This window comes from Methylobacterium sp. Leaf118, assembly GCF_920984675.1.
In the GTDB taxonomy this organism is placed as follows: Bacteria; Pseudomonadota; Alphaproteobacteria; order Rhizobiales; family Beijerinckiaceae; genus Methylobacterium.
Map to the genome: position 1 here is coordinate 1 of NZ_CAKLBV010000036.1, position 14,696 is coordinate 14,696.

General features: G+C 69.5%; 11 protein-coding genes. 3 read left to right on the plus strand and 8 right to left on the minus strand.

Annotated features, from left to right (window positions below; all coding sequences use genetic code 11):
- The 3 genes from LW587_RS15250 to LW587_RS15260 all read right to left on the minus strand — a co-directional run.
- Window positions 1–2,036, minus strand: a 2,036-nt coding sequence (locus LW587_RS15250; protein WP_232630441.1) for an AAA family ATPase, incomplete at its 3' end; no start/stop codon positions are given.
- Between the two features lie 13 nt (window positions 2,037–2,049).
- A complete protein-coding gene (locus LW587_RS15255) occupies window positions 2,050–3,306 on the minus strand; it encodes an exonuclease SbcCD subunit D (RefSeq protein WP_232630442.1) in 1,257 nt (418 codons plus the stop codon).
- Window positions 3,307–3,477: 171 nt separating this feature from the next.
- Window positions 3,478–3,726, minus strand: coding sequence for a hypothetical protein (locus tag LW587_RS15260; protein ID WP_232630443.1), 249 nt, complete (start codon window positions 3,724–3,726; stop codon window positions 3,478–3,480).
- Between the two features lie 336 nt (window positions 3,727–4,062).
- On the opposite strand from LW587_RS15260, the gene LW587_RS15265 reads away from it, so the two are divergent.
- Entirely contained in the window at window positions 4,063–5,010 is a 948-nt protein-coding gene (locus LW587_RS15265) for a L,D-transpeptidase (protein ID WP_232630444.1), read from the plus strand.
- Between the two features lie 54 nt (window positions 5,011–5,064).
- Entirely contained in the window at window positions 5,065–6,984 is a 1,920-nt protein-coding gene (locus tag LW587_RS15270) for a S9 family peptidase (RefSeq protein WP_232630445.1), read from the plus strand.
- Here LW587_RS15270 and LW587_RS15275 read toward each other — a convergent pair.
- From LW587_RS15275 to LW587_RS15285, 3 genes are all read right to left on the minus strand, one after another.
- Window positions 6,981–7,739 (minus strand): peptidase, encoded by a 759-nt coding sequence (locus LW587_RS15275; RefSeq protein ID WP_232630446.1) that lies wholly within the window; start codon window positions 7,737–7,739, stop codon window positions 6,981–6,983. The two genes, LW587_RS15270 and LW587_RS15275, sit on opposite strands and share 4 nt — an antisense overlap.
- A 379-nt stretch (window positions 7,740–8,118) precedes the next feature.
- Window positions 8,119–10,338, minus strand: a complete 2,220-nt coding sequence (locus tag LW587_RS15280; RefSeq protein WP_232630447.1) for a TonB-dependent siderophore receptor — start codon at window positions 10,336–10,338, stop codon at window positions 8,119–8,121.
- A gap of 801 nt (window positions 10,339–11,139) precedes the next feature.
- A complete protein-coding gene (locus LW587_RS15285) occupies window positions 11,140–12,003 on the minus strand; it encodes a transglutaminase family protein (protein WP_232630448.1) in 864 nt (287 codons plus the stop codon).
- Window positions 12,004–12,418: 415 nt separating this feature from the next.
- Between LW587_RS15285 and LW587_RS15290 the strand changes: the two genes are divergently transcribed.
- A complete protein-coding gene (locus tag LW587_RS15290) occupies window positions 12,419–12,646 on the plus strand; it encodes a hypothetical protein (RefSeq protein ID WP_232630449.1) in 228 nt (75 codons plus the stop codon).
- 194 nt (window positions 12,647–12,840) lie between these two features.
- Here the strand turns inward: LW587_RS15290 and LW587_RS15295 are convergent, their stop codons facing one another.
- A complete protein-coding gene (locus tag LW587_RS15295; RefSeq protein ID WP_232630450.1) occupies window positions 12,841–13,611 on the minus strand; it encodes a potassium channel family protein in 771 nt (256 codons plus the stop codon).
- An 85-nt stretch (window positions 13,612–13,696) separates the two neighbouring features.
- Window positions 13,697–14,641 carry an alpha-E domain-containing protein gene (locus LW587_RS15300; RefSeq protein ID WP_232630451.1) on the minus strand — a complete coding sequence of 315 codons (945 nt, stop codon included), beginning with the start codon at window positions 14,639–14,641 and terminating at the stop codon, window positions 13,697–13,699.
- Window positions 14,642–14,696 lie beyond the last annotated feature (55 nt).

Genomic DNA, 14,696 nt, shown 5'->3' on the forward strand with positions numbered 1-14,696 from the left:
GCGCGGGCGCCCTCGCGACGGGCAGCCTCGAGGCGCGCGCTCGCCTGAGCCTCGGCCGCAGCAGCCTCGCGACTGGCCCGGTCGGCGCCGGCGAGTTCGGCGTCGAGGGCGGCGCGGCGGGTCCGCATGGTCTCCGCGAGCTGGCTCAGTGCACAGTCGTCGTGGCGATGGGGATGCTCGCGTCCGCCGCAGACCGGACAGGGCTCGCCCGCGACGAGAAGGCTGCGCAGCCGCGCCGCCTCCCGCGACAGGCTGCTCTCCGCGAGCTCCGCCAGGACCGCGATCTCGCCCCGGGCCCGCGCGGCCGCCTCGCGGGCCCGCTCGGACACGGTCCGCCTCTCGCCCGCCCGTTTCCGGTCCGCCTCGGCCGTCTCGGCCGCGGCCTCGGCCCGGGCTTGCTCGCTCGCCGCTTCCCCGTATCGACGGGCGAGATCGGCGGTCTCGGCCAGGGGATCCGCCACGGCCGCCAGATGCTCGGACCGCAGCCGCGCCCCGTCCTCGTCCAGGCCGGCCCGCTCGGCCGCGAGGGCGTCGCGGGCGGCGGCGTGGCGGAGGCGGGTCGCCCGCGCGACGTCGGCCCGGAGGCGGGCCTCGGCCATCGCGGCCTCCGCCGCCGCCACGCCCGTTTCCGCTGCGGCCAGGCCGTCGCGGGCGGTCCGCAGGGCCTCGGACAGCGCCGCATGCTTGGCGAAGAGGCCGGCGATCTCCTCCGCCCGGTCGGCGAGGGGCGCGGCCATCGCCCCGTCGTCGAGTTCCCGCGCGAGGCCGTCTCGCGCGGCAAGACTCTGAGAGCGCTGGTTCTCGGCCCGGGCTGCCGCGGCCTCCGCCCGCTCGGCAGTCTCGGCGGCGGTCCGCGCCCGGGCCTGCGCGGCGTCGGCTTGCGATCGGCAATCGGTGATGCGGGTGTCGAGCCGGTCGGCCTCGCGCCAGAGGGGCGTGAACGCGTCGAACTCCGCTGATGCCGCCTCGTCGGCGCCGTGGGCCTGCGCGAACCCGGCCTCCGCGGCCTCGCGGGCGCGCTCGGCTTCGTGGCTCTCCCCGTCTGCCATCGCCAGAAGGCCCTCGGCGGCGGCCGCCGAGGCTTCCGCCGCTGCGAAGGCCTCGGCCGGCCGGCGCAGGGGCTCCACGGCATCGAGGGCGGCGAGACGCGCGGCCTCGGGACCGGCAGAGGCGATCACGGCCTCCGCCGCGGCGAGGGCCGCCTCCGCCTCGTCCCGTCGCAGCGCGGAGACGGCCCGTCGCCCGGCGAGATCGAGGGCGGCCCTGAGCGCGGCGTGCTCCGCCTCCAGCGCCGGCAGGGTGTCCACCGTGCTCGCCCGCTCCGTCCGCATCGCGGCCCGGGCCTCCTCCGCGAGAAGACCGATCGCCGCGTGACGGGCGTCGAGCAGTCCGACCGCTGCCCGCTCCGCCCCGGCGCCGGCATGAACCTGCCGGGAGACGGCGGAGTAGATCTCGGTGCCGGTGATCTTCTCCAGGAGATCGGCCCGCTCGGCCTCCCCGGCGAGCAGGAAGGCGTCGAACTCGCCCTGCGCCAGCACCACGGTGCGGCGGAACTGGTCGAAGGTGAGGTCGGTGCGCGCCTCGACCGCTGCGGCGACCGCGCTCTTGCCGCTCGCCACCGCTTGGCCGTCGGCGATCCGGGTCAGGGTGCGGGTGTCGGCCTGGAGCCGCCCCTGCGCCCGCAGGCGCGCGCGGTTCGCCGCCCAGCGGGCCCGGTAGGCGATCCCGTCCTGGGCCAGGAAATCCACCTCGGCATAGCCCTGGCCGGCGCCGCGCCGCAGGATGACGCGGCCGTCGCTCGCGGCGAGCGCCTGACCGCTCGGATCGGGCACCTCCTCCCGCCGACCGACGCTGACCCGCGGATACTGGCCGTAGAGCGCGAGGCAGAGCGCATCGAGGATGGTCGACTTGCCGGCCCCCGTCTCACCCGTGATCGCGAACAGGCCGGTCAGCGCGATCGGGCCCTCCGCCAGATCGATGGCGAAGGGCTCGGCGAGGCTGGCGAGATTCTCGCCGCGGATCGCGAGGATGCGCATTCCGGGTTCGGGCTCAGGCCGCCGCCGCCCGGGCGCGGTGGAACACGTCGAGATGAGCCGCCTCCGGTGGGCAGCCGTGGGTCCGCTCGAAGGCGAGGCGGAAGAGATCTTCGGGATCGCGCTCGGCCAACCGCGCCAGGACCGCGCCCGGCGCGACGAGGTCCACCTCCGCGTGGTCCGGCGCGGTGACGCGAACGTCGACGACCCGCACCGGAAAGGCGGAGGCGACCCGGTCCACCTCGGCGCGGAACCCGGCGGGGAGGCCGGCGCGGGCAAGGCGCACCTGCACGAAGGGCTGCGCCTCGGGCGGCAATGTCGGATCGAGGGCGAGGGCGGCGAGATGGTCGCCGAGATCGGCCAAGGCGATCTCGCCCTGTTCCGGGAGACGCCAGAACGGCACCGGGCGGGGCAGGGCCAGGTGTTCGACCCGCGGCGCCGGACCGTCCCCCAGGGTCACGAGGCTGACGCCGTGCTGGTAGGGCTGCTCGGTGGCCGAGAGGGGGATGAGCGAACCGCAATAGCGTACCGTCCGCCCGCCGCTGCCATGGCGGATCTCCTGCGCCCGGTGCAGATGGCCCAGCGCCACGTAGACCGCCGCCTCGGGAAACACGTCCGGGGGCACCGCATGCTCGCCGCCGACGAGGATGCGCCGCTCCGCGCCCTCCGATTCGAGCCCGCCCGCCACGTGGAGATGGCCGGTCACGAGGAGGGGCAGGCCGTCGAGACGCGGCCGGGCCGCCTCGTAGAGCCCGTCATAGAGATTGCGCACGCCACGAACGATCGGCGAGACTTCGCCAGCCCGCATGAGTGAGGCGAGCGGCGGCAGGCAGGAAGCGGTCGGGTAGGAGACCGCGAGCACCTGCGCGGCCACCGCGCCGGAGGGGTCGCGGATCGGCACGAGATGGCGGCCCAGATCGATCGCGCCGTCGCGGCGGCGGACATTGCCGACGACATGCACGCCGATCGCTTCGAGCAAGGGGCGCGGCGCTTCCAGCCGCCCGGCGGCGTCGTGATTGCCCGCCGTGATCACGATGGTCATGGACGGCCGGACGGCGTGGAGCCGGGCCATCAGAGCGTAGAAGCGGGCCTGGGACTCGCCGGACGGATTCTGGCCGTCGAACACGTCGCCCGCCACCACCAGGGCATCGACCTCCCGCTCTTCCACGAGTCCGACCAGACGCGCGAACACGGCGTCGTGCTCCCGCTCGCGGGAAAAGCCCCGCAGCGTCTGTCCGATATGCCAGTCGCCGGTATGAAGGACGCGGATCATGACAGGCTTCCCGCCATCCCCTACACGCCACGGCCGATGCCGGGCGGGCCGGTTCTAGCGGGTTGCGGAACCGGCTTCGAGGGCCGCGGGGCCGCGGGGCCCGATCTCCTGTGGTGAACGCCGCGCCTCCGCCATCAGGCGGGATTTGCCTCCTGACGCCACGGGAGACGGTCAGCGGCAGACGTTGACCGTCTTGACGATCCAGCCCTCGCTCTCCTGCCACAGCTTGCGCCGGACGCGGCTGCAATGGGCCGGCTCGGGCTCGGCGGCGGTCCAGGTCGTACCGGGCTTCGGAGCGGGATCGGCCGGCGCGGTACGCGCAGCGGCCGGCGAGACCTTGCCCGCGGCCGAGGCCTCGATCGGCAGAGCCGGCGCGAGACAGAGCAATCCGAGCGAGAGGCGGAGGAGAAGGGGGCGCACGATGGGGGGGTCCGTGGTCGGGGCCAGACGGCCACGGTTGATCTAGGGATTGCCCGTCCGGATGCAATCGCCGCCTGCCACGATTTCGCCGTCATCCGCACAATTTTTTCGAAATCCTTAACGTCCTGCGATCCCGGGGATCGGATTCATCGGTGTAACTTCCCGGACACAATGTTCACATCAGCGTCGTGCTAAGCCACAGGCCTGTTGTGGGGGCCGCGTGACGGGCGCCTACGGTCTTGCTAGTCGTCAAGCGGGGCAGTTCAGCCGGCCCGGACGGTCCTGACCGTCGGCCCCGTTTGTTGGGGCGATCCGGTCATTTCTTTCGAGCGATCCATGTCGAACCAGAACCGCCGTAAGCTTCTTTTCGGGGCCGCGACGTGCCTCGTCCTCGCGGGGCTGCCGGCCCCGGTCTTCGCGCAAGCCTTCGACGGCTATGACGACGACCGCCTCTACCAGGATGCCGCGGGCGCGCTCTACCGCAAGCGGGGCGGTCAGTACGTGCCCTATTCGGGGCGTGTCGTGCATGGCCGTCCGGTGCCGGGCTCCGACGCCGACCTCGACGCCGAGGCCTATGCCCGGCGCCGGGCCGAGCGCTACGGCGAGCCGCCGCCCGAAACGCCGAACCCGTCCGCCCCCGGCGGCCAGATCCAGACGCCGCGCCCGCCGGCGCCCGGTCAGGCCGGCTGGCAGCTGCCGCCGCAGCAGCCCGACAACGGGCCGATCGACTATGCCCGCGCCTACGGCACGGTCTCCGGCGAGCCGTTCCCGGTGGCGGCCATTCCCTTCAAGAAGTTCAATCAGACCTATCTGCGTCAGGAGGTCGATTTCCGCACGACCGAGCCTCCGGGCACGATCGTGATCGATCCCAAGGCCCGCTTCCTCTACCTCGTCCTGCCCGGCGGGCGCGCCCGCCGCTACGGCGTCGGCGTCGGCAAGCAGGGCTTCGCCTGGTCGGGCACCGCGACGATCAACTCGAAGCAGGCCTGGCCCGACTGGTATCCGCCGAAGGAGATGATCGCCCGCCGGCCCGACCTCGCCGGTCAGGTCGACAAGCTCCAGAGTGGGCTCGGCGTGCCCGGCGGCGCGCGCAACCCCCTCGGCGCCCGGGCGATGTATCTGTGGCAGAACAACAAGGACACGCTGTTCCGCATCCACGGCACGCTGGAGCCGCATACGATCGGCCAGAGCGTGTCCTCCGGCTGCATCCGCATGATCAACCAGGACGCCATCGACCTGTTCAACCGCGTCGAAGTCGGCACCCGGGTGGTGGTGCTGGGCTGAGGCAGCCTTACCTCTCCCCGCGGGGGCTCCGTGAGAGCCCCGCGAGGCGATGCCATGGTTGACCTGATTCCGCGCGAGCACCTGTTCGGCAACCCGACGCGGTACGGGCACCAGCTCAGCCCGGATGGGCGCCGCCTCGCCTGGGTCGCGCCGTATGAGGGTGTGCTCAATATCTGGACGGCGCCCCTCGACGCGCTGGACGAGGCCGTCCCCGTCACCACGGACCGGCGGCGGGCGGTCGACAGCTTCGCCTTCGCCTATGACGGGCGCCACCTGCTCTACGTTCAGGATGCGAACGGCGACGAGAACGACCACGTCTTCGCCGCCGACCTGGAAACCGGCACGCACCGGGACCTGACGCCGTTCCCCGGCATCGCCGCGGGCATCGTCGGCCTGAGTCGGCGGGTGCGCGACCGGGTGATGCTCGCGCTTAACGACCGCGACCCACGCTTCCACGACCTCTACAGCGTCGATCTCGCCACCGGCGACCGCCGCCTGATGGCCGAGAATCCGGGCTTCGTCGGCTTCCTCGTGGATGAGGATTACGCCGTGCGCTTCGCCATGCAGGCCCCGGCGAACGGTGCGAGCGAACTCCTGATCCGGGAGGGGGAAGGATGGGCCCCCTGGCTCACCTTCCCGGCGGAGGACGCCCGCGCCTCCGGCGCCGAGAACCTCGACGCGGCGGGACAGGCGCTGTTCTGCCGCGACAGCCGGGGCCGGGATACGGCGGCCCTGACCCGGATCGACCTGGCGACCGGTGAGACGAAGATACTGGCCGCCCATGACGAGGCCGATATCGGCACCGTCCTGCGGGATGCCGACACGCATGAGCCCATCGCCTACGCGGTCACCCATGCCCGGCGGCGCTGGCACGTGCTGGACGAGCGTTTCCGGGACGACTTCGCCTTCCTCGACGGCCAGGGCCTCGGCGACTGGACTCCGGCAAGCCGCAGCGAGGACGACACCCTCTGGATCGTCGTCGCCGGCTCGGACACGCGGATCGGCGAGGCGTTGCTCTACGACCGGCGCGCGACGACGCTGCGTCCCCTCGGCAGCGCCCGTCCGGAGCTCGACGGCGCGCCGCTCGCGCCGATGCATCCGGCGGTGATCCGCTCCCGCGACGGCCTCGGCCTCGTCTCTTACCTGACACGCCCCCTCGACCGGGTGGGGCCGGGGCCTCTGGTGCTCCTCGTCCATGGCGGGCCGTGGGCACGCGACACGTTCGGCTTCGACCCGATGCACCAGTGGCTCGCCAATCGCGGCTACGCCGCCCTCAGCGTCAACTTCCGCTCCTCCACCGGCTTCGGAAAATCCTTCCTGAACGCGGGCGACGGCGAGTGGGGCCGGGCCATGGACGACGACCTCAGCGATGCCGTCGTCTGGGCGATCGCCGAAGGGGTGGCCGACCCGGCCCGCGTCGCGATCCTGGGCGGCAGCTATGGCGGCTACGCCACCCTGATGGCGCTGGCCCGCAACCCGCACATCTATGCCTGCGGCATCGACCTCGTCGGCCCGGCCAATCTCGACACCCTGCTCAGGACGATCCCGCCCTATTGGGAGGCGCTGCGGGCGCAATTCCAGCGTGCCATCGGCGATCCCGGCACGGAGGCTGGCCGGGCCCAGATCCGCGAGCGCTCACCGGTCCACCACGCCCACCGGATCCGCGTGCCGCTCATGATCGTCCAGGGGGCGAACGACCCGCGGGTGAGGCAGGCCGAATCCGATCAGATGGCCGCAGCGATGGCGAAGGGCGGCGTTCCGGTCACCTATCTGCTCTTTCCCGACGAGGGCCATGGCCTCGTGCGGCCGGACAACCGTCTCGCCTTCTTCATCCGCGCCGAAACGTTCCTGGCCCGTCACCTTGGCGGGCGCTGCGAGCCGGTGCGCGAGGGCGAGGCGGCGGAGAGTTCGCTGCTGGTGGTGCGAGACGATGAGCGCATCGTCCCGGAGATCGGATCCAGGACGAGCCTCTAGGACAGAGGCGTGCGCTGCGGCCCGTAGGGCGGCCGGGGGATCGCCCGGTGGGCCGCGCGCAACGCCGCCGACCAGCGCTCGCGCAGGTCGTGGAAATAGGGCTCGCCCGCCTCGATCCGGTGGTTGACCTCAAGGTCGAGGCCATCGCTGCGAAGGACCGCGATGTCGATCGGCAGACCGACGCCGAGATTCGAGCGCATGGTCGAGTCCATCGAGACGAGGCTGACCTTGAGCGCGTCGTAGAGTTCGGTCTCGTAGGTCACCGCCCGGTCGAGAATCGGCTTGCCGTATTTGTGCTCGCCGATCTGCAGGAACGGGGCGTCGCGGCTGCATTCGATGAAGTTGCCCGCCGAGTAGATCATGAACAGGCGCATCGCTCCGGCGCCGATCCGGCCGCCGAACAGGAACGAGACGTCCATGCGGAGGTTCGCCGCCTCGAACCCGGCCCGCTCGATCGTCTGGACCCGGCGGATGGCACGGCCCACGAGCTGGGCGGCCTTGAACATGCTCGGCGCGTCCCGCAGGCGCGCCGGTGGTTCGCCCTCGGCATCGTCCACGCCCTCGGCGAGCATGCTGACGACGGACTGCGTCACCGAGAGGTTGCCGGCCGAGGCCAGCAACATCACCCGCTCGCCCGGCACGTTGAAATGGTGCAGCTTGCGGTAGGTCGAGATGTTGTCGAGCCCCGCATTGGTGCGGGTGTCGGCGATCATCACGAGCCCACCCTCGACGAGGACTCCGACGCAATAGGTCATGATGCAGCCCGCCCGGGCCTGTGCAGGAAGATTCGGACCGCCCGGATCGCACGAGGCTTGGCCGGACCGCAAGGCCAACCTCGCGCCAGTCAGGCGGAGCCGGTGGATCGGCTCCTCTTATACTGTTTCCCGTTGATCCCTTCGGTCTGGCCTCGCCCGTCATCCCGAAGCCGCGCAGCGGAACCCGGGATCCACCCGTGATGCGACGCGCGAGCATGGCGTCGCAGCCCGTCGTCGATCGCACGCCTCCGGCGCGCCCCTGCGGGTCCGGGGTCGCTTCGCGCCCCGGAAAGACGGGATCGGGGGCTGAAACGAAGCCGTCAGCCGGAGACCGTCTGACTCGACCCCGCGCTCGCGGCGCAGGGCTCGCAGGGGGCGCTTACCACTTGTAGCTGATGCTTCCCAGGATGCGGCGCGCCTCGCCATAATAGCAGTTGGACGCATCCTGGCAGGCCGAGACGAAGCGGTCGTCGCCCAAGTTCGCGCCGGTGAGCGATGCCCGGATGCCGTTGTCGAAGTCGTAGTGGATCGTGGCGTCGTAGAGCAGGTATTCGGGCACCACGAGCCGTGCTTGGAGGGTGTTGTTGACCGCGTAGGAGCTGCCGACGTAACGCAGGCCGCCGCCGAAGCCGAAACCGCGCAGCGGACCATCCTGAAAAGTGTAGTCGGCGAAGACGTTCGCGAGGACTTGCGGGGTCGCCGTCGGCGTCCGGCCTGCCACCTCTGGCAGTGTGTTGGAACCGTACTTGATGTCGTAGGCCGTGACCGACGCCGTGATGTTCAAGCCTTCCGCGAGCGTTGCCACGAACTGGGCCTCGACGCCTTGCGAGGTGACTGCGCCGATCTGTGTGAAGCTGGTGATGAACGGCGCGATCGGGATCAGGGGATTGCTGCGGGTGAGGTCGAAGGCGGCGAAGGACAGGATCCATCGCTGGCCGACCGGCGCATAGCGGAAGCCGACCTCGATCTGCTCGCCGTTATCTGGCTTGAAGGTCGCGCCGGTCCGGCCGTCGAACCCGATCTGCGGCTGGAAGGACGTCGCGTAGGAGACGTAGGGCGCCAAGCCGAAGTCGAAGTTGTAGACACCGGCGATACGATAGGTGAGGGCCTGATCTTGACGACGGGTGCTGTTAAGCGGGGCCAGCTGCTTGTCGACGCTGGTCGAGGCGAAGTCTGCACGAAGACCCGCGATAATCGAGAACCTGTCGGTGATTCTGATCTGATCCTGCGCGTAGAACCCAAGCTGCTGGAAGCTGTCCTTGTCGATGAGGTAGGATGAAACCGGCAGCGGTGTCACGCCATAGACGGGATTGACGATATCCAGCGCCGGCACGCCGGGAAACTGGTAGCCGGACGCCTGGTTGTCGTGCAGCTGATAGTTCTTGTAATCGACCCCGAACAGGGCGGTGTGGCGGAACAGGCCGTCGGAGAAGTCGGCCTGCGCTTGGTTGTCGATCTGGAACAGGTTCACGCGGGAGCTGTCGCGGAACTGGTATCGGGCGAGCTGGGTCTCGTTCGTTCCAGCCAGATAGCCGAGCTGCCCGATGAACGAGTTCTGGAAGGCTTGGCTGAACGAGTAGCGCGCGTTCTGGCGGATCGTCCAGGTCGCGTCCAGAGCGGTCTCGAATTCGTAGCCGATGAACGCCTGTTCGCGGCGGAAGGTGTTGAGCCTCGTGTCGCCCACGTTGAGCGAGCGGGGGATGAACAGCCCGCTCGCATTCGGCACGACGGTGCCGCTATAGGGCAGGAAGTTCGCGGTGACGCCGGTCCAATCCTTCTGATAGCTCGTCAGAAGGGTGAACGAGGTGGCGCCGTCGGGCCGGTAGGTCAGCGCGGGCGCGATGTAGATGCGGTCGGCATCGACGGCGTCGATCTGCGTGCCGCCGCCCCGGCCGATGCCGGTCAGGCGGTAGAACCAGTGGCCGGAGCTATCCACAGGCCCGCCGATATCGAACCCACCATAGGCATTGCCGAACGAATCCGCGCCGGCCTCGACATAGCCGAACGGCACGGCGGTCGGCCGCTTGGTGATCGTGTTGATCATGCCGCCGGGCGTGCCGGAACCGAACAACAGGGACGACGGGCCGCGCAGCACTTCGACCCGCTCCAGGCCGAACGGATCGGTGCGGAAGTAGTTGAATCCGTAATTCAGAAGCTGCAGGCCATCCTTGTACAGCCCATAATCATGGGCGACGAACCCGCGCAGCAAGAACCAGTCGAGGCGGGCATCGTTTCCGAACACGCCTGAGTAAACGCCGGGCGTGTATTGAGTGGCCTGCGTGAGCGTCTGAGCGCCCGTGGCCCGGATTTGCTCCTGGCCGATCACGCTCACGGATTGGGGGGTTTCCAGCAGCGAGGTGTTGGTCTTGGTGGCCGTGGACGTGCGGGTCGCGACGAAGCCGTCGACAGGACCGCGCGGATCCTCCGTCACGACTTGGCCGGGCCGGACGATGGTGCTCGCCGGCAGGCCGCCACCCGGCAGCGTGGTCGAGCCCACCCGCCTCGCGCCGCCCTGACCTTCCACCGCGATTTCACCGAGGGTTGTCGAAGCTTGCGCCCATGCCGTACCGAGACTCAGCGTGAGCGCGAGCAGAGACAAACTCGCCAGAGCTGCGGAACGGACAGACGCGGAACCTGAAGACTGAATAGGCCCAACGAGAGACATACGAACCCCCAAGGGCAGGACGAGGCCTGCCGTCGGCCGCGTCTTGCGTCGCAGCGGCCGTTGTTTAGAATGATGATAAGACGTTGTGCCGGAAGGGCATTCCTGAGTTGGCAGTAGGGTATGCTCAAGAACTCCACAAGCGACCCTGCGAAGGCTGTCACGGCATGTTGCCAATCAGCAACGGCAATTCGTTAGAATTATTCAAAATCACTATGATTGGCGCGTCTATTTCTACCATAGACTTTCGCATCAAGCCTGCTGCTGGTTGCGTGCCGGGTCGCAAATTGGGGCGAAAACCGCAAAAAGGTGCTGTTCCAGCGCCGGGCGACGCCGGGTCGGTGTCGCATGGGTCGCACTTGCCCTCGGGAGCGCGCAATGAGGCCGCGCCGTCGGCGGGAGCGGTTCGCTGTGGATGGGGGCGAGCGGCGCTCGGGATATCCGGCTCGTTCGGCCGATGCGAAGGCGCTCGGGACCACGCCGCGAGGGCGCGCAGGGTCGCGTCGCGCCCGAATCCGTCTCCGGATCGGCGCGCCGCACGGCCGTGGCGTCGTGTCTCTCTCAACACGACCCCTGCGCCGTCACGTCCCGAATGGGAACGGCCGGCGACCGGGGGGGGATACGGGCTCCGCTTGATCAAAGCGGAGCCCGTATCCGGCAAGCCCGCGCGGCGTTTGAGCGAAGCCCAAATCCGCCATCCCGAAGGGATCAACCGGATTGGGTATGAGGCGCGCTTCGTCAGCCTTGGGACTGGCTCTGCCGGCTGTGGGCCCGGCCCGGCCCGGCGACCTGCTCGACATGGAGCTTCACGTCGAGGGTCTCGGTGCCGCCGCCCACGCGGCTGCCGCGGATCGGAGCCGCACCGAGATAGTCGAGGCCGATCGAGACGCGGACATGCGCCTCGGTCGCCGAGAGACCGTGGGCCGGGTCGAAGCCGACCCAGCCGAGGCCGGGCACCAGCGCCTCGGCCCAGGCATGGCCCGCCCGCTGCTCCCGCGGCCCCTCAGCGTCCTCGTCCCGGCGGAAATAGCCCGAGACGTAGCGAGAGGGGATGTCGAGGTGCCGGGCCGCGGCGAGGAAGATGTGGGTGAGGTCCTGGCTGATGCCGCGGCCGGCCGCGAAGGCCGCTGCGGCGCCGGTGCCGCCGCTGGCTGGGCCGGGCTCGAAGGCCACGGTCTCGTGCAGGGAGGCCAGCAGGCGGTGCAACAGCGGCAGCGGCTCTCGCCCGCTGGCATCCGCGACCTTCTGGGCGAAGGCTTTGATCTCCGGGTTCGCCTCGGTGAGGGACGTGTCGCGCAGGTAGAAGAGATCGGGCAGGCGCTCGACCGCACCGCGGACGATGCCGTTGGTTTCAAACGTTTCGATCTCGCCGGTCACCCGAACCGTCAGGGCATCGGTGGGGTCGTCGGCCGAGAACCAGTGGACGAGATTGCCGAAGCCGTCCTCCCGGGCCGTGAGCCGGCCGTTGACCGACGGCTCGATGCGCCATTCGCGCACGTGCTGCCCGTCATGGTCGCGGGGGGTTAGCCGCAGGATCTGGATCAGGCCGCGGGCCGGGTGTTCGTAGGTGTAGACCGTATCGTGGACGATGCGGATGCGCATGGCGGGGTTCTGTCTCGGCGGGTCGTCGCAAGCTAGGGCGCTGGAATCGGTTTGGAAATCCGCGGGGCTGCTCAAAGCATCGGCAAGTCAGTCCGTTTCGGCCGTCCATCCTGTCGCAGACCAGGCAGAGTGCCGCCCGTAAAGGCCGTTCGACCCCGCCCGATCGGTATCCCACCTGCTGACGGCGCCGGCAACGGTCGGGCGCGGACCGTTCCTCCCCGTCCGCGATCGCTGTTTTCACCCGCGGTCGGGCCGCGGCGGGACCCATTTGCGCCCCTGCGGAATGCGGACAGCAAAATTTTCGCTATGATTTCTATGCATATTTTCTGGCAAAAATCATGGAACTGTATTTATGCTGTTTTAGATTTAGGCCACGCAATGCAGATTTTTCTGAGGGAAGTACGTGCTCAAGCAAATGCGCCTCGCAGCTCTCGCGACCACGTTCGTCTTCGGCGGCGCCGCGCTGGCGCTGGCACAATCGTCCTCGACAACCGGCGACGGCGGCTCGTCCGCGGGCGGAGGCACCAGCTCTTCGACGGTCGGCACGGGTGGCACGTCGACGGGGGGCGACGGCCGCACGGGCTCCTCCCTGGCGACCGGGAGCAGCGCGGCCGGCGGCAAGCCCTGGAGCGGTCCCGCGTGAACGAGACCGGCAATGGCGGGCTCGAAGCCGGTCAAATCCACGACGACCACCGGCCGGTAACGACCGCCCCCGGCGCCGTATCCCGGTGCCGTGGTACGGTTCCGTCCGGGACCATCGGCCTCTCGGTCCGATCGAAACGATTCCGGCGCAACCGGCCGACCCCATGTCCCGGGTCTGGGCGGTCGAGTCGCAGTTCAGTCCTCGCCGTCGTCCGGGATGTTCAGCAGCTTGCCGCAGGCTTTGCAGTGGACGGCGTCCGGCTCGTGGCGCTGCAGGCCGCAGGCGGTGCACGAGAAGCGCACCTTGTAGGGGCGGAACACCACCTGCGCGAGGCGGAAGAACAGCGTCACGCCGCAGATCATTACGAAGACCGAGAGCAGCCGGCCTGTCGGACCGGGCAGGGTGATGTCGCCATAGCCGGTCGTCGTCAGCGAGGTGACCGTGAAGTACAGCGCATCGATCGGCGTCTGGATCGCCGGATGAGTGCCGTGCTGCGTGGCATAGACGATGCCGGTCATCGTGAAGACGAACACCGCCAGGTTGGTGGCGGCCAGGATCGCGTCCTCGTTGCGCCGGAACAGGTCGCTGTCCTGCCGCAGCCGCTCCCGCAGGTGATAGGTGCGCAGCAGGCGCAGGGTGCGCAGGATCCTCAGAAACCCGGCGCCCTCGACGAGCAGGGGCGCGAGGAACGAGGCGATCGCCACCACGTCGGTCCAGGTGCTGAGATGCTGAAACTCCCGCAACGGCGCCCGGCTGATGAAGAGGCGTGCGCCGAAGTCGAGGAGCACGCAGAGCCCCAGAACCACGTCGCCGACGATGATCCACCCCGTCAGGGGTAGGAACGACGTGACGATGACGAAGGCGATGGTCGCAAGATCGAGGACGAGAAGCGCGTAGCGGAAGCGGTGGGCCCGCCGCGTCGTACCCTCGTACCATTCGCGCAAAGTGGCCGTCAGCGTCGTCATCGCCGACGGGGTTGGCCCGGCCGGCGCCCCGACGCAAGGGGCGCCCGCTCCCGGCCCGTGGCGCCCCGGCACCGCCCGCCCGGCTTCAGACGAGGTACTGCTCGCTGATCGCCGCGCCCAGCGCGTTGTTCTCGACGACGAAGCCCTGGATGAACTCGTGTAGGCCCGAGGCGAAGATGCGGTCGATGTCGGCGCCTGCGAGCTTCGCCCGCATGTTGCTGGCGAGCCGCTGGCTCTCGCCGCGGCGCCCATAGGCGTCGGCGATGAGGTCGAGATGCTCCACCAGCATGCGGTAGCAGCTCGCGAGCGAGCGCGGCATCTCGGTATTGAGGATCAGGAGATCGGCCACCAGGACCGGCTTGATGCTCTCGCGGTAGACCCAGTGATAGGCGTTGAAGGCCGAGACCTCGCGCAGGATCGTGGTCCACTGGAAGTAGTCGAGCGAGCCGCCGACGCGCTCGGTCGCCGGCAGCAGGATCTGATATTTCACGTCGAGGATGCGGGCGGTGTTGTCGGCCCGCTCCACCGCCGTGCCGGCCCGGGTGAACCAGTAGGCGTCGTTGCGCAGCATCGTCCGGTAGGCCGAGCCGTCGAAGGTGAGCGAGACCCGCTTCACCCAGTCGAGGAACTGCGTGAATTCCTCTCGGCTCAGGTCGCGGCCCTCATAGGAGCGCAGCTCCAGCCACGCGCCGTTGATCGAATCCCACATCTCGGTGGTGAGTGCCGTGCGGATCGAGCGGGCGTTCTCCCGCGCCGTGGCGAGGCAGGAGCGGATCGAGGACGGGTTGTTCGGCGAGAATGCCAGGAAGTTGCACACGGTGCTCTCGTTGACCGTGTCGTACAGCGTCTTGAACAACTCGGGATCGCCCGCCGAGGACAGGGCGGAGGCCCATTCGTTCGAGGTGCGCCCCCCGTAGCCCGTCGGCAAGGCGGTGAGGCGCAGGGCCGCGTCGAGGATGCGGGCCAGGAAGTCGGCCCGCTCGGCGTAGCGCGAGAGCCAGTAGAGGTTGTCGGCAGTCCGTGACAGCATGGGCGTTCAGCTCGCAGACGCGGTGATAATCGGCGCGGCACCTGCCTCGATCTCA

Bases quoted from the DNA above. Each gene is read 5' to 3' on its own strand.
- LW587_RS15255 (WP_232630442.1), bottom strand. From the start codon at position 3,306: ATGATCCGCGTCCTTCATACCGGCGACTGGCATATCGGACAGACGCTG.
- LW587_RS15265 (WP_232630444.1), top strand. From the start codon at position 4,063: ATGTCGAACCAGAACCGCCGTAAGCTTCTTTTCGGGGCCGCGACGTGC.
- LW587_RS15270 (WP_232630445.1), top strand. From the start codon at position 5,065: ATGGTTGACCTGATTCCGCGCGAGCACCTGTTCGGCAACCCGACGCGG.
- LW587_RS15275 (WP_232630446.1), bottom strand. From the start codon at position 7,739: ATGACCTATTGCGTCGGAGTCCTCGTCGAGGGTGGGCTCGTGATGATC.
- LW587_RS15285 (WP_232630448.1), bottom strand. From the start codon at position 12,003: ATGCGCATCCGCATCGTCCACGATACGGTCTACACCTACGAACACCCG.
- LW587_RS15290 (WP_232630449.1), top strand. From the start codon at position 12,419: ATGCGCCTCGCAGCTCTCGCGACCACGTTCGTCTTCGGCGGCGCCGCG.
- LW587_RS15295 (WP_232630450.1), bottom strand. From the start codon at position 13,611: ATGACGACGCTGACGGCCACTTTGCGCGAATGGTACGAGGGTACGACG.
- LW587_RS15300 (WP_232630451.1), bottom strand. From the start codon at position 14,641: ATGCTGTCACGGACTGCCGACAACCTCTACTGGCTCTCGCGCTACGCC.